This window comes from Kitasatospora sp. NPDC086791 (genome assembly GCF_040685975.1).
In the GTDB taxonomy this organism is placed as follows: domain Bacteria; phylum Actinomycetota; class Actinomycetes; order Streptomycetales; family Streptomycetaceae; genus Kitasatospora.
This window is the reverse complement of sequence record NZ_JBFBOC010000031.1, coordinates 31,619-52,312: the sequence shown is the minus strand read 5'-3', so window position 1 is coordinate 52,312 and position 20,694 is coordinate 31,619. Positions and strand designations below refer to the sequence as shown.

Sequence of the window (20,694 nt, the reverse complement as noted above, 5' to 3'; positions counted from 1 at the left end):
CATGGACAGGCAGCTCGAACGGCTCCTGCTGGACCTCAAGGCCGGGCGCGTCTCGCGGGACGCGGTCAAGGAGCAGCTGAAGAACCACCGGGAGCCCGCCGGGCCCGGCGCGTCGGCGGCGCCCGGGGACGGGCCGGCGCCCGCCCCCGAACTGGTGCGGGCCCGCCCGGTGTGGCGGCCCGCGGTGCCCGGCACGGGTGCCGGCGTCGAGGGCCACCTGGTGCTGCTCGCCGGACCGGCCGAGCTGGACCGGGCGCTGCGCGAGCGGGCCGGGCAGGCCGCGGTGCGGCTCCTGGTGAGCTCCGCCGACCGACTCGCCGAGCGCTACGCGGACCTGGCCGTGCAGGTGCTCGAAGCCCTGCGGGAGCTGGCCGCGGACCGGTCGCTGCCCCGCACGGTGGTCCAGCTGGTCGTCCCGGCGGTGGGCGCGGACGCGCTGCTCGCCGGGCTGTTCGGGCTGCTGAAGTCCGCGGCCCTGGAGAACCCGCGGCTGCTGCCGCAGCTCGTCCTGGTCGAGCCTTCGCAGGGCGCGGACGCCGCCGCCGGGATCGTGGCGTGCGCCGGCCGGCCCGGCGAGCGGGAGGTCCGGCTGCGGGCCGACGGCCGGGAGGTGCGGGGCTGGGAGGAACTGCCCGAGCCCGGGCCCACCGCGCTGCCCTGGAAGGAGGGCGGCGTCTACGTCGTCACCGGGGGCCTCGGCGGACTCGGCCTGCTGCTCGCCCGCGACCTGGTCGGCTCGGTCAGCTCCGTGACGGTCCACCTGGTCGGCCGCTCCGCCCTGGACGACCGGCGGCGGGCGGTCCTGGAAGCGCTGGCCCGCCCCGGGGCCCGGCTGAGCTACACGGCGCTCGACGTGGCCGACGCGGCCCGCACCGAGGCCTTCCTGGCCGCGGTGCGCCGGGAGAGCGGCACGATCGACGGCGTGCTGCACAGCGCCGGTGTCCTGCGCGACGACTTCGTCCTGCGCAAGAGCGCCGGGCAGCTGCGCGAGGTCTTCGCGCCCAAGGTCGCGGGCACGGTCAACCTCGACCGCGCCACCCGGGACGACGCGCTGGACTTCTTCGCCCTGTTCTCCTCGCTGGCGGCGGTGACCGGCAACGTCGGACAGGCGGACTACGCCGCCGCCAACGCCTTCCAGGACGCCTTCGCGCACCACCGGGACGGTCTGGCCGCCGCCGGCCGGCGCTCCGGCCGCAGCCTGTCGGTCAACTGGCCGCTGTGGGCCGAGGGCGGCATGGCCCCCGACCCGGAGACCGTGCGCGCACTGCGCGCGGAGGTCGGCATGGACCCGCTGGCCACCGCCTCGGGGCTGCGGGTGCTGCACGAGGCGCTCGCCTCGGCGCACTGCCAGGTGATGGCGGTCGAGGGCGACGGGCCGAGGATCCGCCGGACCCTGCTCGGGGACGGGGCGCAGGCCGCCACGGCCGCCGATCCGGTGGCGCCCGCCGCGTCGACGGAGGCCGCGGCGGCCCCGGAGGTCGCGGAGGTCGCGGAGGTCGACGAGGGAGTGCTGCACGAGCGGGTCGTGCGCCGGCTCAAGCAGGTGCTCGGCGGCGTGATCGGCCTGCCGACGGCGAAGATCGACCCGCAGGCCCCGCTGGAGGACTACGGGATCGACTCCATCGTCATCACCCGGCTCAACCGCAAGTTCGCCGAGGTCTTCACCGGCCTGTCCAAGACCGTCCTCTACGAGTTCAACGTCCTGGACGAGCTGGCCGGTCACCTGCTGCGGGAGCACCGCGGAACCTGTCTGGCGTGGACCGGCCTGACGGCGGCCCGGGCGCCCCGCACCGCCCCGGCCGTCGCCGTCGAGGCCCCGGGCACCGCCGCCCGGCCCGTCCCCGCGCAGGCCACCCCGGTTGCCCAGCCCGCCCAGGCCGTCGCGGTCACGGCGACCACGACCACGACCACGAACACGACCACGACGGCGACGGCGACGGCGACGGCGTCCGTCCGTCCGGCCGACGACGCCGTCGCGATCATCGGCATGAGCGGCCGGTTCCCGCAGGCCCGCACCCTGGACGAGTTCTGGCGCAACCTGGCCGAGGGCCGCGACAGCGTCACCGCGATCCCCGCCGACCGCTGGAGCCTGGAGGGCTTCTACCACCACGACCGCGACGAGGCCGTCGCCCGGGGCCTCAGCTACAGCAAGTGGGGCGGATTCCTCGACGGCTTCGCCGAGTTCGACCCGCTGTTCTTCGGCATCTCCCCGCACGAGGCGATGAACACGGACCCGCAGGAACGACTCTTCCTGCAGGAGTCGTGGAACGCCCTGGAGGACGCCGGCTACACCCGCCGCCGGCTGGCGCAGGCGCACGGCGGCCGGGTCGGCGTCTTCGCGGGCGTCTCCAAGACCGGCTTCGACCTGCACGGCCCGGGCCTGTGGGAGCGCGACGGGAAGCTGCACCCGCTGACCTCGTTCGCCTCCGTGGCCAACCGGGTCTCGTACGTCCTCGACCTGCACGGCCCCAGCCTGCCGGTCGACACCATGTGCTCCTCCTCGCTGAGCGCCGTCCACGAGGCGATCGAGCACCTGCGCCGGGGCGAGTGCGACCTCGCCCTGGCCGGAGGGGTCAACCTCTACCTGCACCCGTCGAACTACACGCTGATGTCCGGCAAGCGGATGCTCTCCGACGACGGCCGCTGCCGCAGCTTCGGCGCGGGCGGCAACGGCTTCGTCCCCGGTGAGGGCGTCGCGGTGGTCCTGCTCAAGCGGCTCGCCGACGCCGAGCGGGACGGCGACACCATTCACGCGGTCCTGCGCGGCAGCAGCATCAACCACGGCGGCCGGACCAACGGCTACACCGTGCCCAACCCGGTCGCGCAGGCCGAGGTGGTGCGCGCGGCCCTGGACCGGGCCGGTGTCTCGGCCCGTGACATCAGCTACCTGGAGGCCCACGGCACGGGCACGGAGCTGGGGGACCCGATCGAGGTCGACGGGCTGACCCAGGCCTTCGCCCCGGACTCCGGGGACCGGCAGTACTGCGCCCTCGGTTCGGCCAAGAGCAACATCGGCCACCTGGAGGCGGCGGCCGGCATCGCCGGTCTGCTCAAGGTCGTCCTGCAGATGCGGCACGGCCGGCTCGTCCCGAGCCTGCACGCGGACGAGCTCAACCCCAACATCGACTTCGGCCGCACGCCGTTCCGCCTCCAGCGCGAGGCGGGGGAGTGGCGGCGGCCGGTGGCCGCGGACGGCACCGAGCTGCCGCGCCTGGCGGGCGTCTCCTCGTTCGGGGCGGGCGGGTCCAACGCGCACGTCGTCGTCGAGGAGTACCGCCCGGCCGCCGCGGCCCGCACGGCGGCCCCCCCGGCTGACCCGAGCACCCCGCGGCCGATCGTGCTCTCGGCCCGGGACGAGGAGCGCCTGCGCGAGCGGGCCCTGGACCTGCTGGACTGGCTGGACCGCCAGGACCTCGACGCACTGGACCTCGACGCACTGGCCCGCACCCTGCAGACCGGTCGCGAGGCGATGGAGACCCGGCTGGGCCTGCTGGCCGCCACCCCGGCCGAACTCCTCGACCGGCTCGGCGACTTCCTCGCCGGGGCGCAGGACGTCGAGGACCTCTACCTGGGCAACGTCAAGGAGCACCGGGAGACCCTGGCCGTCCTCGCCGCCGACGCCGACATGGCGGCGACCGTCGACCGCTGGATCGCCAAGGGGAAGTACGACAAGGTCCTCGACCTCTGGACCAAGGGCCTGGCCGTCGACTGGGACCGGTTCCACCCCGGGGGCCGCCCCCGGATGCTGTCGCTGCCCGGCTACCCCTTCGCCCGGGAGCGCCACTGGGTGGGCGACCTCGCGGCCGGCCCCGCCGCCGCGCCGCGCCCGGCCGGGCTCCACCCGCTGCTCCACGCCAACACCTCCAGCCTCGACGAGCAGCGCTTCGCCTCGGAGTTCACCGGCGGGGAGTTCTTCCTCGCCGACCACGTCGTCCACGGCCGCAAGGTGCTCCCGGGAGCCGCGTACCTGGAGCTGGCGCGGGCGGCCGTGTCGGCCTCCCTGGACGCCGTCCCCGAGCGGATCAGCCTGCGCAACGTCGTCTGGGCCCGTCCGCTGACCGTCGACGGGCAGCCCGCGCGGGTGCGCACCACGCTGTTCGCCGAGGAGGACGGCGCCGTCGCGTTCGAGATCACCGGACTGCCGGACGGGGACCGGAGCGCGCCGGTCGTGCACAGCCAGGGTCTGGCCGTGGTCGGCGCCGCCGTGCCGGCCGAGCCGCTCGACGTGGCCGCACTGCGGGCCGCCTGCGGCACCGCGACGCTGGACGCCGACCAGTGCTACCGCGCCTACGCGGCCATGGGCCTCGACTACGGGCCGGGCCACCGCGGCCTGGCGGGCATCGAGATCGGCGACGGCCAGGCCGTCGCGCGGCTCCTGCTGCCGGAGGCGGTCGCGGCCGGCCTCGACTCCTTCGTGCTGCACCCCGGCCTGCTGGACTCCGCCCTGCAGTCCTCGCTCGGGCTGTTCGGCGCCCCGGGGGCGGACGGCCCGGCCCCGCTGCACCTGCCCTTCGCGCTCGACGAGCTGGAGATCCTCGGCCCGTGCACCCCGGCCATGTGGGCCTGGGCGCGGTACAGCGCGGACGACCGGCCGGACGGCGCCGTGCGCAAGCTGGACATCGACCTGCTGGACGACGCCGGCGCCCCGCGCGCCCGGCTGCGCGGCTTCACCTCCCGCGCTTACACGGCCGACGCCGGCCAGGAGGCCCCGGCCGGGCGCGAGCCCGTCGAGGCGGCGCAGCCGCTCCCGGCGGCCCCGGCCGCCGCTCCGGCGGCGCCCGCCCGCCCGGTGGGCACGCTCGCCGAGCGGACCGCCGGGTACCTGGTGGGTCTGCTGGCGGCCGAGCTGCGGCTGCCCGCCGAGCGGATCGAGGCGGACGACGACCTGAGCCTGTACGGCCTCGACTCGATCATGACCATGAACCTCACCAACTCCCTGGAGCGGGTGTTCGGTTCGCTGCCCAAGACGCTGTTCTTCGAGTACCAGACCATCCGGGCGCTGGCCGAGTACTTCGTGGCCGGGCACGAGGGGAAGCTCGCTGCCCTGCTCGGCGCCGGGGACGCTCCGGCGGCCGGGGCACCGGTGCCGCCCGCCGCCGGCGAGGCCCCCGCCCACCGGTCCGAGCACCGCTCGGGGCGCCGGTCGGCGCGCCGTGACCGGGCCCGCCGGGCCGGCGCCGGGCCCGTCCCGGGGAGCGCCGACATCGCCGTCATCGGCCTGGCCGGCCGCTACCCGCAGGCGCGCAACGTCCGGGAGTTCTGGCGCAACCTCGCCGAGGGCCGGGACAGCATCACCGAGGTGCCGGCCGACCGCTGGGACCACGGCCGCTACTTCGACCCGGACCCGGACGCGCCGGGCCGCACCTACACGAAGTGGGGCGGCTTCCTCGACCGGGCCGACCACTTCGACCCGCTGTTCTTCAACATCTCGCCGCGCGAGGCCGCGTTCATGGACCCCCAGGAGCGGCTGTTCCTGGAGTGCGTCCACGAGACCCTGGAGGACGCCGGCTACCCGCGCGAGGCGCTGAGCCGCCACGACGGGCGCGGACTGCCCGGCAACGTCGGGGTGTTCGTCGGCGTGATGTACCAGGAGTACCAGCTCTACGGCGCCCAGGAGCAGGCGCGCGGCCGCAACGTCACGCTGTCCGGGAGCGCCTCCTCGATCGCCAACCGGATCTCCTACGTCTTCGACCTGCACGGGCCGAGCCTGGCCGTGGACACCATGTGCTCGTCCTCGCTCACCGCGCTGCACCTGGCCTGCGAGAGCCTGCGCACCGGCGGTTGCGAGCTGGCCGTCGCGGGCGGGGTGAACCTCTCCCTGCACCCGAACAAGTACCTGATGCTCGGCCACGGCAAGTACGCCTCCAGCAAGGGCCGGTGCGAGAGCTTCGGCGAGGGCGGGGACGGCTACGTGCCGGGCGAGGGCGTCGGCGCCGTGCTGCTCAAGCCGCTGGACCGGGCCGTCGCCGACGGGGACACCGTGTACGGCGTCATCCGCGGCACGGCCGTCAACCACGGCGGCCGGACCAACGGCTACTCGGTGCCGAACCCGCGCGCCCAGCACAACGTCGTCGGGCACGCGCTGCGCGCCGCCGGGGTGGACGCGCGGTCGGTGAGCTACGTCGAGGCGCACGGTACCGGGACCTCGCTCGGGGACCCGATCGAGATCGCGGGTCTGACCAGGGCGTTCGGTGAGCACACCGGGGACCGGCAGTTCTGTGCGATCGGTTCGGTGAAGAGCAACATCGGGCACGCGGAGAGCGCCGCCGGGATCGCGGCGCTGACGAAGGTGCTGCTCCAGCTGAAGCACGGCACGCTGGTGCCCTCGCTGCACTCGGAGGTGCTGAACCCGCACATCGACTTCGCCGACACGCCGTTCCGGGTGCAGCGCGAACTCGCCGAGTGGCGGCGGCCGGTGGCCGCGGACGGCACCGAGCTGCCGCGGCTGGCCGGGATCTCCTCGTTCGGCGCGGGCGGTTCCAACGCCCACGTGATCGTCGAGGAGTACGTCCCGGCGACCGCCGCCCGCCCGGCGGGCGACGCGGACGACACCACCGCCGTGGTCCTGTCCGCGCGCACGGCCCAGGCCCTGCGTGCCCAGGCCGAGCAGCTGCGGGACTGGCTGGCGCAGGACGGCGCCGCGGTGGCGCTCACCGACCTCGCCCACACCCTCCGGGTCGGCCGCGAGGCGTACGAGGAGCGGCTCGGCCTGGTGGTCGGCTCCACCGCCGAACTCGCCGCGAAGCTCGGCGCCTTCCTCGCCGGTGCGGAGCCGGCCGGGTGGTATCGCGGCCGGGCCGACCGGCAGCAGGGCGCACCGGCCGGAGCCACCGGGGCCGGACCGGAGCGGGCGGGAGCGGAGCAGGCCGGGGCGGCCGACGCCCGGCCCGCCGACCGGGACCTCGACCGGCTGCTGGAGCGGTGGGTCACCGGCCGGGCGGTCGACTGGGAGCGGCTGTCCGGCGCGGACGGCGCACGCCGGGTGCCGCTGCCGACCTACCCCTTCCAGGGGGAGCGCTACTGGCTCGCCCCGGGGCCGGCGACCGCGCCGCAGCCCGCGGACGGCGCGGGCCGGCTGCACCCGCTGCTACACACCAACACCTCCAGCCTGCACGAGCAGCGGTTCACCTCCGTCTACACCGGCGAGGAGTTCTTCCTGCGGGACCACCGGGTCCGCGGCGAGCGGGTCCTCTCCGGCGCGGCCTGCCTGGAGCTGGCACGGGCCGCGGTGGCGGCCTCGCTCGACGGGCCGTCAGGCGCCCTGCGGGTGCGCAACGTCGTCTGGGCCCGGCCGGTCACCGTGGGCGAACGGCCCCGCACCGTGCGGGTGGCCCTGTTGCCCAAGGGGCCGGCGGAGGTCGGCTTCGAGATCTTCAGCGCCGCCGACGGCGCGGAGGACGGCACGGGCGACCGGGTGATCCACGGCGAGGGCTCGGTCGTCGTGGACGACGCGCCCGCGCCCGCCGCCCGCCTGGACCTCGCCGCGCTGCGCGCCGCCTGCCGGGGGCCGGAGGTGGACGCGGAACAGGCGTACCGCACGTTCCGCGCCCACGGCATCGACTACGGCCCCGGCCACCGGGGCGTCGAGCGGATCCTGACCGGCGACGGTCAGGTGCTCGCCGAGCTGGCCCTGCCGGGTGCCGTCCGGGACACCCTCGACGCCTACGTGCTCCACCCGGCGCTGCTCGACTCCGCCCTGCAGGCCTGCGCCGGGATGCCGCCGCTCGACGGTGGCGAGGGGCGGCTGCTGCTGCCGTTCGCGCTGGACGAGCTGGAGATCCTCGGCCCCTGCACCCCGGCGATGTGGGCCTGGGTGCGCGAGGGCGCGCGGACGCCGGACGGCGCGGTGCGCCGCCTGGACATCGACCTGTGCGACGAGCAGGGCGGGGTCCGGGTCCGGCTCCGGGGCGTGTCGCTGCGCGCCTTCCCGGTCGAGCCGGCGGTCCGTCCGCTGGTGGCCGTGCCGCTCTGGAGCGCCGCCGAGCGCGCCGACGGCGGCGAGGCGCCCGAGGGGCTCGTCCTGGTGGCCGGTCTGCCCCGGCTCGCCATCGCCCTGGAGGCGCGGGGCGCCGGGCGGGTGGTCCGACTGGAGTCCGCCGCCGCCGGTGTCGACGGCCGGTACACCGAGGACGCGCTCACCGTCCTGCGCACCGTGCGGGAGCTGCTGGGCGAGCGCGCCCAGCACCCCGTGCGGGTCCAGCTGGTCGCCCCGGCCGACGCCGAGGGCGCCCTGTGGGCCGGGCTGTTCGCCGTCCTGCAGTCCGCGCACCTGGAGAACCCCCGGGTGCTCGGCCAGTTGGTGCTGGTCGACCCGCAGGACGCTCCGGAGGACACGGCCGAGCAGGTGCTCGCCGACCGGGCCGCGCTGTCCGACACCGCGGTCCGCTACCGGGGCGGCGCCCGGGAACTCCTGCGCTGGAGCGAGCCGCAGGACGCTCCGGTCGCCCCCGCACCCTGGCGGGACGGCGGCGTCTACCTGATCACCGGCGGGGCCGGCGGGCTGGGCGCGCTGTTCGCCCGGGACATCGCCGAGCGGACGAGCGGGGCACGGATCGTGCTCACCGGCCGGGCGCCGCTGGACGGGCGGAAGGAGGAACTCCTGCGCGAGCTGCGGGAGTCCGGCGCGGAGGCCCGCTACGAGCCGGCCGACGTCGCCGACCGGGCCGCGGTCGAGGCGCTGGTCGGGCGGACGGTCGAGCGCTTCGGCCGGATCGACGGCGTCCTGCACGCCGCCGGGTTCCTCAAGGACGGCTTCGTGCTCCGCAAGTCCGAGGAGGACTTCGCGAGCGTCCTGGCGCCGAAGGTGGCCGGCCTGGTGAACCTGGACCGGGCCACCCGCGCGCTGGACCTGGGCTTCCTGGCCGTCTTCTCGTCCGTCGCCGGAGCCCTCGGCAACGTCGGCCAGTCCGACTACGCCGCCGCCAACGCCTTCATGGACGCGTACGCCCTGCACCGGAACGCGCTGGTGGCGGCGGGGGAGCGGAGCGGCCGGACGGTCGCGTTCGACTGGCCGCTGTGGGCGGACGGCGGGATGCACGTCGACCCGGGCACCGAGCGCTCGCTCGCCGAGCGCTTCGGCCTCGTCCCGCTGCGGACCACGACCGGCCTGCAGGCGTTCGACCGGGCGCTGTCCGCGGACTGGAGCCGGGTGCTGGTGCTGGAGGGGGACCGGCCGCGACTGCGGGAGACCCTGCTGGCCGGGCTGCTCCACGAGCGGACCGCGCCGGCGTCGGCACCGGTACCCGCGGCGCGGGCGCTGCCCGCCCCGGCGCAGGCGCTGCCCATGGCGGACGGCACGGACGAGGACACCGCCCAGCGGGCGGCGGCCTACTTCAAGAAGCTGCTGGCCTCGGTCATCGACCTGCCGGCGGCCCGGATCGACGCGCTGGCCCCCCTGGAGGACTACGGCGTCGACTCCGTGATGACGATGGAGCTGACCCGCGCTCTGGAGCAGGTCTTCGGCTCCCTTCCGAAGACGCTGTTCTTCGAGTTCCGCACCATCGACGCGCTCTCCCGGCACTTCCTGGAGACCCGCCGGGAGCGGATGAGCGAGCTGGTCGCGGTGTCCGCGCCGGCCCGCGCCGCCGCCGTCGCGACCGCGGAGCCCGAGCGGGCGCCGGCCCGGACCTGGCGGACCACGGCACAGGCCCGGTCCGCCGCCGACCGGCCCGGTGGGCAGGGGCCCGCGCCGACCGGGGACATCGCGATCATCGGCCTGGCCGGGCGCTACCCGAAGGCCCGCGACGTCGAGGCGTTCTGGCACAACCTCGCCACCGGGACGGACTGCGTCACCGAGGTGCCGGCCGACCGCTGGGACCACGGCCGCTGGTTCGACGCCGCTCCGGCCGAGGGCCGGACCTACAGCAAGTGGGGCGGCTTCCTGGACGGCGCCTACGACTTCGACCCGCAGTTCTTCGGCATCTCGCCGCGCGAGGCGGAGATCATGGACCCGCAGGAGCGGCTGTTCCTGCAGTGCGTCCACGAGACCCTGGAGGACGCCGGCTACGTCCGGGACACCGGCAGGAGCGCCACCGGGCACGTGCTGGCCGGCCGGGTCGGCGTGTTCGCCGGCGTCATGTACGAGGAGTACCAGCTGTTCGGCGCCCAGTCGCAGCTGGGCGGCGCCCCGCTGGCGGTCGCCGGGAGCCCGGCCTCGATCGCCAACCGGGTCTCGTACTACTTCGACCTCCGGGGGCCGAGCCTCAGCCTGGACACGATGTGCTCGTCCTCGCTGACCGCCCTGCACCTGGCCTGCCAGAGCCTGCGGGCGGGTGACTGCGAGACGGCGATCGCCGGCGGGGTCAACCTGTCGCTGCACCCGAACAAGTACCTGCTGCTGAGCCAGGGCCGGTTCGCCTCGACCGACGGCCGCTGCCGGAGCTTCGGCGAGGGCGGGGACGGCTACGTGCCGGGCGAGGGCGTGGGCGCGGTGCTGCTCAAGCCGCTGGCCCGGGCGCTCGCGGACGGCGACCGGATCCACGGCGTGATCAAGGGCACGGCGGTCAACCACGGCGGCAAGACCAACGGGTACTCGGTGCCGAACCCGCAGGCCCAGACGGACGTGGTGGCCCGGGCCCTGGCGTCCGCGGGCGTGGACGCGCGGACGGTGAGCTACGTCGAGGCGCACGGCACCGGGACGGCCCTCGGCGATCCGATCGAGGTCGCCGGTCTGGTCGAGGCGTTCGGCGCGCACACCGGGGACCGGCAGTTCTGCGCGATCGGTTCGGTCAAGAGCAACATCGGGCACGCGGAGAGCGCCGCCGGGATCGCCGGACTGACCAAGGTGCTGCTGCAGCTGCGGCACGGCAAGCTCGCGCCCTCGCTGCACGCGGACGCGCTCAACCCGCACATCGACTTCGGCGCGACCCCGTTCGTCGTGCAGCGGGAGCTCGCCGACTGGCCGGTGGCGACGGACGCTTCGGGTGCCCGCCTGCCGCGGGTGGCCGGGATCTCGTCGTTCGGCGCCGGGGGTTCCAACGCCCACGTCGTCGTCGCCGAGCACCTGCCCGCGCGGCCGCCCCGCCCCGCCCCGGCGGCCGGACGCCCGACGGTGGTGCCGCTCTCGGCCCGCACCGCGGACCGGCTGCGCGAGCGGGCCGCCGACCTGGTGGCCTGGCTGGAGCGGCCCGAGCACGCCGGGCTCGACCTGGCGGACGTCGCCCACACCCTGCAGGTGGGCCGGGAGGCGATGGCGGAGCGGCTGGCGGTGACCGCCGACTCGGTGGCCGACCTGCTGGCGAAGCTGCGGCGCTTCCTCGACGGCGGCGCCGCCGAGGACGTCGTCCGGGGCCGGGCGGACCGGGACGGCACCGTGCTCTCGCTGTTCGCCCCGGACACCGACCTGGACGCGATGATCGCGGCCTGGGCGGTCAAGGGGAAGCACGAGAAGCTGGTCGACCTGTGGGTCAACGGCGTCCCGGTGGACTGGCGGCTGCTGCCCGGGGCCGACGCCCCCCGGCGGATCGCGCTGCCGGCCTACCCGTTCGCGCGGGAGCGCTACTTCCCGTTCGACGGGGAGCCCGGGCCGGCGCCCGCCGCGGCCGGCGCCCGGCTGCACCCGCTGATCCACACCAACACCTCGGACTTCGAGGAGCAGCGCTACACCTCGGTGTTCACCGGGCAGGAGTTCTTCCTGCGCGACCACGTGGTGCACGGCGAGCGGATGCTGCCGGGCGCGGCCGCGCTGGAGATGGCGGTCGCGGCCGCCTGCCTGAGCTCCCGCACGACCGTCGAGCCGTCCGCGCCGGTGGCGCTGCGGAACGTGGTGCTGGGCCGCCCGTTGACGGTGGCGGGCCGGCCCGAGGAGGTGCACGTCGGCCTGCGCCCCGAGGCCGACGGCGACATCCGCTTCCGGATCCACGGCGCCCCGGAGGAGGTGCACGCCGAGGGCACGCTCTACTTCGTCGAGGGACTGGAGGAGGGCGTCCTCGACCTGGCGGCCCTGCGGGCGGCCTGCGACCGGCCGGAACTGACCGCGGAGCGGTGCTACGAGCTCTACCGCGCGGCCGGGATCGGCTACGGTCCGGCGCACCGGAGCGTGCGGCGGATCCTGGTCGGGCGCGGGCAGGCGCTGGCCGAGCTGGCGCTGCCCGGCGCGGTCGCCGGGACGACGGGGGAGTTCACGCTCCACCCGAGCCTGGTGGACGGTGCGCTCCAGGCCTGCGTCGGGGTCCTCGAGGACCTCGGCCGCGGGGCCGGCGCCGAGGGCGGCCTCGCCGTCCCGTTCGCCGTCGACGACGTGCTGGTCCTCGGGCCCTGCACGGAGGCGATGTGGGCCTGGGTGCGGCCGAGCTCCGAGCAGTCCGGCGACGGGACGGTCCGCAGGCTCGACGTCGACCTCGCCGACGAGCTGGGCCGGATCCGGGTGCGGATCGGCGGGTTGTCTTTCAGGGTGATCGAGAACACGGAAAATCATGTTCCGGTTCCCGTATCAAATATGACTGACGATCATGTAACGTCTCATCACGTGACGCGGCGTGACCGAACGGTTCGTCGTGAGGGAGCATCCGGGGGTGCCGCGACCCTGCTGGTCCCGCGCATCGAGGCGCGGGAGGCCCGGCGGGGACCGTCCCCCGTCGACGGAGTCCGGCGGATCGTGCTGCTCGCCGGGCTGCCCGACGGCGCGTCCGCACTGCTGGAGGACGGGGGCGGCACCGAGGTCGCCGTCCTGACGTCGGGGGAGGACAGTCTGGATGGCCGGTACACGGCGTACGCGCTGCAGTTGCTGGAACGGCTGCGCACCGAGGCACCCGGGTCGGCGGGCAAGGTCCACGTCCAACTCGCGGTCGCCGGCGGCCCCGGAGCGGGCCCGCTCGTCGGCCTGGCCGCGATGCTCCGCACCGCGAACCTGGAGAACCCGAACATCACCGGACAACTCGTGCTCCTCGATCCCGCGGACACCGCCGAGACCGCGGTCGGACGGATCCTGGACAACCGGACCGAGCCCGAGGACACCGTGGTGCGGTACCGGGACGGCCGCCGCGAGGTGTGGACCTGGACCGCGCAGGACACCGCGGACGACACCGCCGTCGCCGCGCCGTCGCCCTGGAAGGAACGCGGGGTCTACCTGATCACCGGCGGGACGGGCGCGCTCGGCCTGGTCCTCGCCCGCGAGATCGCCGAGCGGACCGGCGGGGCGACCCTGGTGCTCACCGGCCGCTCCGCCGAGGACGCGGACAAGCGCGCCGCGCTGGCCGACCTGGTGGCCCGCGGTGCCGGTGCCGCCCACTACGAACGGGCCGACCTGGCCAGCCGGGAGGAGACGGACGCGCTGATCGCGCGCACGCTCCACCGGTACGGCCGGATCGACGGCGTCATCCACAGCGCCGGGGTGACCCGCGACGCCCTCATCCTGCGCAAGCGGGCCGAGGACTTCCGCGCGGTCCTCGCCCCCAAGGTGGCGGGGCTGGTCAACCTCGACACGGCGACCCGGGACCTCCCGCTCGACTTCCTGGTCACCTTCTCCTCGACCTCCGGTGCCCACGGCAACGTGGGCCAGGTCGACTACGCGGCGGCGAACGCGTTCATGGACGCCTACGCGTGGCACCGGCGGGACCTGGTGGCCCGGGGGGAGCGCTCCGGGCACAGCCAGTCCATCGGCTGGCCGCTGTGGGCCGACGGCGGGATGCGCGTCCCCGCCGGGACGGCCGCCCTGCTGCGCGAGCGCTACGGCGTCGTGCCGCTGGAGACCGCCGAGGGCCTGGCCGCCTTCTACCGGGCGCTCGGCTCGCCGCACAGCCAGGTACTGGTCACCGCGGGCGCCGCCGGCCACGACGGGGCCGGCACCGCCACCGCCACCGACTCCGCGACCGACTCCGCAACACCGCACGAGAACCTTCCTGTTACCTCTGCCGCCGGGACGAATTCGTGACGCACAACGACAACGACGCGCTCGTCGAACGGGCGGTCGCGTACTTCAAGCGCCTGCTCTCCAAGGCCACCAAGCTGCCGGTCGACCGGATCGACAGCCGGGCGCCCTTCGAGGACCTCGGGATCGACTCGGTCATGGCGATGGACATGACGGCGGAGCTGGAGGCCGTCTTCGGGTCGCTGCCCAAGACGCTGTTCTTCGAGTTCCGCGACCTGCGGGGCGTGGCGCGGCACTTCGCCGAGGAGCACGGGCCGGCCCTGCGCGCGCTGGTCGGCGCCGAGGAGCCCGGGACGGGCGGAACCCGGGCGGACGCCGGCGCCCCGGCCGGGGCCGCCCCGGCCCCGCGGCCGCGCCCGCGTGCGGCCGGGGCGCCGGCCCGCAAGCCGCTCGCCGCCACCCGGTGGGCCACCCGCGCGGACGTCGCGCCGGCCCGGCAGTCCGTGTCGGAGGCCCCGGCGCCGGCTCCGGCCTCGACCCCGACGGACCGGGCGGATCGGACCGGCCTGGACATCGCGATCGTCGGGCTCTCCGGCCGCTACCCCGGGGCGCGGACGCTGGAGGAGTTCTGGGCCAACCTGGCGGACGGCCGGGACAGCGTCACCGAGATCCCGGCCGACCGCTGGGACCACGGGCCGTACTTCGACCCGGACCGGGACGCGCCGGGCAAGACGTACAGCAAGTGGGGCGGATTCCTCGACGGCGCCGCCGAGTTCGACCCGCTGTTCTTCCACATATCCCCGGCCGAAGCGGAGTTGATGGACCCTCAGGAGCGGCTGTTCCTGCAGTGCGTCCACGAGACCGTCGAGGACGCCGGCTACACCCCGGCACGGCTCAACGCGCCCGCCGGGCAGGACGGCCCGGCCGCCCGGGTCGGCGTGTACGTCGGCGTGATGTACGAGGAGTACCAGCTCTACGGTGCCCAGGAGCAGGTGCTCGGGCACCCGGTGGCGCTCTCCGGCAACTCCTCCGCGGTCGCCAACCGGGTGTCGTACCACTTCGACTTCCGCGGCCCGAGCATGAGCGTCGACACCATGTGCTCGTCCTCGATCACCGCCATCCACCTCGCCTGTCAGGCGATCCGCTCCGGGGTCTGCGACGCGGCCGTCGCGGGCGGGGTCAACCTGTCGCTGCACCCCAACAAGTACCTGATGCTCGGGCAGGGCAAGTTCGTGTCCGGCAAGGGCCGTTGCGAGAGCTTCGGCCGGGGCGGGGACGGCTACGTGCCGGGCGAGGGCGTGGGGGCCGTCCTGCTCAAGCCGCTGGAGCGGGCGGTGCGCGACGGCGACCGGATCCACGGCGTGATCCGCGGCGTGGCCGTCAACCACGGCGGCCGGAGCACCGGCTACGCCGTGCCCAGCCCGGTGGCCCAGGCCCGGTCGGTGTCCGACGCCTGGCAGCAGGCCGGGGTGGACCCGCGTGCGGTCGGCTACATCGAGGCCCACGGCACCGGCACCGCGCTCGGCGACCCGATCGAGATCGCCGGACTCACCAAGGCCTTCCGGGAGCACACCCGGGACACCGGCTTCTGCGCGATCGGCTCGGTCAAGAGCAACATCGGCCACTGCGAGAGCGCGGCCGGCATCTCGGGCCTGACCAAGGTGCTGCTGCAGATGCGGCACGGAAAGCTCGTGCCCTCGCTGCACTCCGACGTCCTGAACCCGCACATCGACTTCGACGACACGCCCTTCACCGTGCAGCAGGAACTCGCCGACTGGAAGCGGCCGGTGGCCGCGGACGGCAGTGAACTGCCGCGCGTCGCCGGGCTCTCCTCCTTCGGCGCGGGCGGCTCCAACGCGCACCTGGTGGTCGAGGAGTACCGGCCGCAGCCGCCCGCCGCGCCCGCCCCGGTAACGCCCGCCGCGCCCGTCCTGGTCGTGCTGTCGGCGCGCAGCACCGAGCGGCTGCGCGAGAAGGCTGCGCAGCTCGTCGACTGGATCCACACCCAGGCCCTCACCCCGGCCGACCTCCCCGCCCTCGGCCGCACCCTGCAGATCGGCCGCGAGGCCATGCGGGAGCGGCTGGGCGCCGTCGTCCCGGACCTCCCCGCGCTGCTCGCCGTGCTCACGGCCTTCCGCGACGGGGACGAGCAGCCCGCGGGATCGCGCCGGGGCCGGGCGGGCGGGGACTCCGACGCGCTCGCGCGGACCGCCGAGGAGCAGGGGCTCGCCGCGGCGACCGCCGAGCGGGACCTCGACCGGCTGCTCGGCCTGTGGATCCAGGGCGTCACCGTCGACTGGGACGCGCTGTACGACGGGGACGCGCCGGCCCGCATCGGGCTGCCCACCTACCCGTTCGCCCGGGACCGCTACTGGATCGACACCACCCGCACCACCGCGGCCATGGCCGCCGGCCGGACCGCCGCCGCGGAGGCCCCCGCGGTCCCGGCGGCCACCGTCCTGCCCGCCACCGTCCTGCCCGCCGTCGGGGACCTGCCCGCCGACCTGAACGTCCTGACCGAGGCCTGGGAGCCCGAGCCGCTGCGGGCGGGCCCGCCCGCGCCCGCGCGGACCGTGGTCTGCCTCGGCCCCGCCGACGCGGACCCGGCGGAGCTCACCGCGGTCGCGGCGGCCCTCGCCCCGGACACCCGGCTGGTCGTCGTGACCCAGGGCCGGGGCCACCGGAACGGCGGGCCCGACGTCCACTGGTTCGACGCCGACGAGCCGGGCGACCTCACCCGCGTCCTCACCGGGATCCGGGTCCGGTACGGCGCCGTCGACGGGCTGCTCCAGCTGCGGACCCTCACCGAGGTCGACGGACCGGCCTCCCACCCGGCCACCGCCCAACTGCTCCGGTCGGTGGCCGAGTCCGGCGCCGGCGTGCGCCGGATCGTGCAGGCGGGGACGTTCCGGGACGGCCTCGAACGGGCCCACTGCGAGGCCTGGTTGGGCTTCGGGCGCTCGATCGCCAGGGTGCTGCCGGACACCGCGTTCCTGGCCGTGTTCGAGGAGGCACCGCCGGCCGCCGACCGGCCGGACACCGCGGCCTGGCTCGCCCGGCTGCTCGCGGAGCTCGACGCCCCGGAGGCGGCCGGCGCGCTGTACCGCGACGGTGTCCGGCATGTCTGCCGGGTGCGTCCCGGGCGGACCGCCGCCGGGCCGGACCTCCTGCGCCGGCACGGCACCTACCTCGTCACCGGCGGCCTCGGCGGCCTCGGCCTGATGTTCGCCGAGCACCTCGCCCGGACCCGCTCGGCCCGCCTGGTGCTGACCGGCCGTTCGCCGCTGGACGCCGCGAAGCGGCGACGGATCGCGCGGCTCGAAGAGCTCGGCGGCGAGGTCCTGTACTGCCGGGCGGACGTCGCCGACCGGACGGCCATGGCCGAGGCCGTCCGGGCCGCGCACGGGCGCTTCGGGACCCTGGACGGGGTGCTGCACGCCGCGGGAGTCGCCGGGGAGGGCAGCGTCCTCACCAACGACGCCGCGGAGTTCGGCGCCAGGACCGCCTCGAAGGTGACCGGCACCCTGGTGCTCGACGAGCTCCTGGCCGACGAACCCCTCGACTTCGTCTGCTACTTCTCGTCCACCGCGGCCGTCCTCGGGGACTTCGGCAGCTGCGACTACGCGGTGGGCAACCGCTTCCAGACCGCCTACGCCGGCCACCGGAACGCCCTGGTGCGCCAGGGGCTGCGGACCGGCGCGACCGTCGCGTTCAACTGGCCGCTGTGGCGCGGCGGCGGGATGGGGTTCGAGGACGCCCAGGGCGCCGAGCTCTACCTCTCCGCCAGCGGGCTGCGCCTGCTGGAACAGGCCGAGGGCCTGTCGCTGTTCGAGCGGCTGCTCGGGCAGGGGGCCGACCGACACCTCGTCCTGGCCGGCGAGCCCGCCCGGGTCCGCCGCCTGCTCGGCGTCGACCCGGAGCCCGCGGCCGCCGCCTCGTCCGCCGCCTCGTCCGCCGACGACACCCCGAACGACCCGAACACCCTGAACAACCGGAACACCCCGAACGCCTCGCCCACCGAAGACGCCGCGCACACCGCGCTCAGCCCGGGATCGGAGCACGTGGACCTCGACGCCCAAGTCCTGTCGGACCTCGAAACGCTGATCGGCGACACCCTGCGGGTGCCCCGTGAGCAGATCCACGCCGACGAGAACCTCGCCCAGCTCGGCTTCGACTCGGTCAACCTGGCGAAGCTCGCCGGCGCGATGAGCGGCCGCTTCGGGTTCGAGGTGCTGCCCTCGGTCTTCTTCTCCCACCCGACCCCGCAGAAGCTGGTGGCCTTCCTGACCGCCGAGCACGGCGACGCGCTGCGCCTGCGGTACGCGCCGACGCAGGCCGCGGCACCGGCTGCGGCCCAGGCCGAGCCGCGTGCCGAGGCGCAGGTCGAGCCGCAGAACCCCGCGGCCGGTCGGACCACCGGCGTGATGGCGGCAGGGGCCGGGACCGCCGGCCCGCAGGCCGGGCCGGAGCCCATCGCCGTCGTCGGCATGAGCGGCCGGTTCCCGGCCGCCCGCACCGTCGACGAGCTGTGGGACATCCTCGCCCAGGGCCGGGACGTGCTCTCGGCCGTCCCCGAGGACCGGCGGGCCGACTGGACCGACCCGGAGGCCCAGGACCCGCGCCGCACGCGGGTCGGCTTCGTCCCCGGCGTCGCCGAGTTCGACCCCGCGTTCTTCGAGATCTCGCCGCGCGAGGCGCAGGGCATGGACCCGCGCCAGCGCCTGCTGCTCCAGGAAGCCTGGCGCGCCCTGGAGCACGCCGGCTACGGGCGGCGCCGACTGCGCGACGAGCAGATCGGCATGTTCGTCGGCGCCGAGCAGGGCGACTACCTCCAGGTGACCGGGGGAGAGGGCAGCATCACCGCCCAGCACGAGGCCATCACCGCCTCGCGCCTGGCCTACGTCCTCGACTTCTCCGGGCCGGTGCTCGCCGTCAACACCGCCTGCTCGTCGGGCCTCGCGGCGGCGCACCAGGCGTGCGCCAGCCTGCGCAACGGCGAGTGCGACGCCGCCGTGGTGGCCGGCGTCAACCTGGCGACCACCTCCCGGGTCTTCGCCGAGACCAGCAAGGCCGGGATGCTCTCCGAGTCGGGCGTCTGCCGCGCCTTCGACCAGCGGGCCGACGGCATGGTCCTGGGCGAGGCCATCGCGGTCGTCGTGCTCAAGCGGCTCTCCCGGGCCGAGGCCGACGGCGACACCATCCTCGCCGTCATCCGCGGCAGCGGCATGAACTACGACGGCCGGACCAACGGCATCACCGCCCCCAACGGCGCGGCCCAGGCCAAGCTCTACCGCGACGTCCACAAGCGGCACGGCATCGACCCCGCGCGGATCGGGCACGTCGTCGCCCACGGCACCGGCACCCGGCTGGGCGACCCGGTCGAGGTGAACGCCCTCGACGAGGTGTTCCGCGCGCACACCGACGGGATCGGCACCTGCGCGCTGACGTCCGTGAAGCCGAACGTCGGCCACACCCTGGCCGCCTCCGGCCTGGTCAGCCTCATCGCGCTGGTCCAGTCGCTGCGCCACGGCGTCATCCCGGCGAGCCTGCACTGCGAGCAGGACAGCGACTACATCCCCTGGGCGCGCAGCCCCTTCCGCGTCAACAAGACGGCGACGCCCTGGCCCGCCGGTCCCGGCGGGACCAGGCTCGGCGCGGTCAGCTCCTTCGGCATGAGCGGCACCAACGTCCACATGGTGGTGGAGAGTCACGCGGCCGCCGCCAGGCCGGTCACCTCCGCCCCGGCCCGACTGCTGACGCTCTCCGCCAAGACGCCCGAGGCCCTCGCCGAGCGCGTCCGGGAGCTGCGCGAGGCGCTGCGCACCGGCGGTACCGACAGCACCGGCGGCACCGACGGCCTGCGGCTCGGCGACGTCGCGTACACCCTGCTGGACGGCCGGCAGCACTTCGCGCACCGCTGCGCGCTGGTGGTCACCGACACCGAGGACGCCCTCGCCGCGCTGGCCGCGGTCGAGCGCGGGGAGGACCCGGTGGGCGTGCGGCGCGGCGTCGTGCCCCGCGACGCGCAGGACCGCTCGCTGCTGGACGTCCAGGTGGGCGCCCTGACGGACCGGCTCACCGGGCCGGACGTCTCCGCGACCCGGTACCGCGACGTCCTCACCGCGCTGGCGGCGCTGTACTGCCAGGGGGCCGAGCCGGACGCCCGGCAGCTCTTCGCCGGCGAGCAGCCGCGTCCGGTGCCGCTGCCGGGGTACCCGTTCGCCCGCACCCGGCACTGGCCGGCCAAGCGGGCCGCCGCGCCGGCTGCCGCAGCGCCGGTCGCCGCCGCCGCAGCGGTCGTCCCGGCTCCGGTGGCGGTCACCGCCGCCCCGGCCCCGGTGGTCACGGTTCCGCGCGAGCGGGCCGAGTGGAAGCCGATCGTGCTGGCGCGCCCGAGCGCGGACCTCGTGGTCACCGCCTCACCGGCCGAGAAGCCGCGCAACCTCGGGCTGGGCGGGACGGCCGGGACGGGCGAGCCGCTCGTCACCGCCGCCGCTGCCCCCGTTCCCGCTCCCGCGGCCGTCTCCGCCGCTGCCCCCGTGCCCGCCCCGGTGCCCACCCCCGCCCCGGCGGCGGTGCCGGCCGGGCCGGTGGCCGCCCCGGTGAAGCCGCTCGCCGAGCTGCGCCAGGAGATCCGGGCCAGCCTCTCCGAGGCGCTCTACCTGGCGGAGAGCGAGATCGACCTCGGCCGGAACTTCATGGAACTCGGCCTGGACTCCATCGTCGGGGTGGAGTGGGTCAAGACCCTCAACAAGAAGTACGGCACCGCGCTGACCGCCACCCGGCTCTACGACTACCCGTCCGTACGGGAGTTCGCCGACTTCCTGCGTGGGGAGCTGGCCGCTGCCCGACCGGCCGAGCCCCCGGCGCCGTCGGCCGTCCCGGCC

At 75.7% G+C, this 20,694-nt stretch carries 2 protein-coding genes; both read left to right on the top strand.

Features of this window, described 5'->3' with window-relative positions; all coding sequences use genetic code 11:
- The first annotated feature begins 1 nt into the window (after position 1).
- On the top strand, positions 2-13,870 hold the full coding sequence (locus tag AB0Q99_RS28650) for an SDR family NAD(P)-dependent oxidoreductase (protein ID WP_363576461.1): 13,869 nt from the start codon (positions 2-4) through the stop codon (positions 13,868-13,870).
- A partial coding sequence (locus tag AB0Q99_RS28645; protein WP_363576460.1) for an SDR family NAD(P)-dependent oxidoreductase occupies positions 13,867-20,694 on the top strand: 6,828 nt, incomplete at its 3' end. The genes AB0Q99_RS28650 and AB0Q99_RS28645, both read left to right, overlap by 4 nt.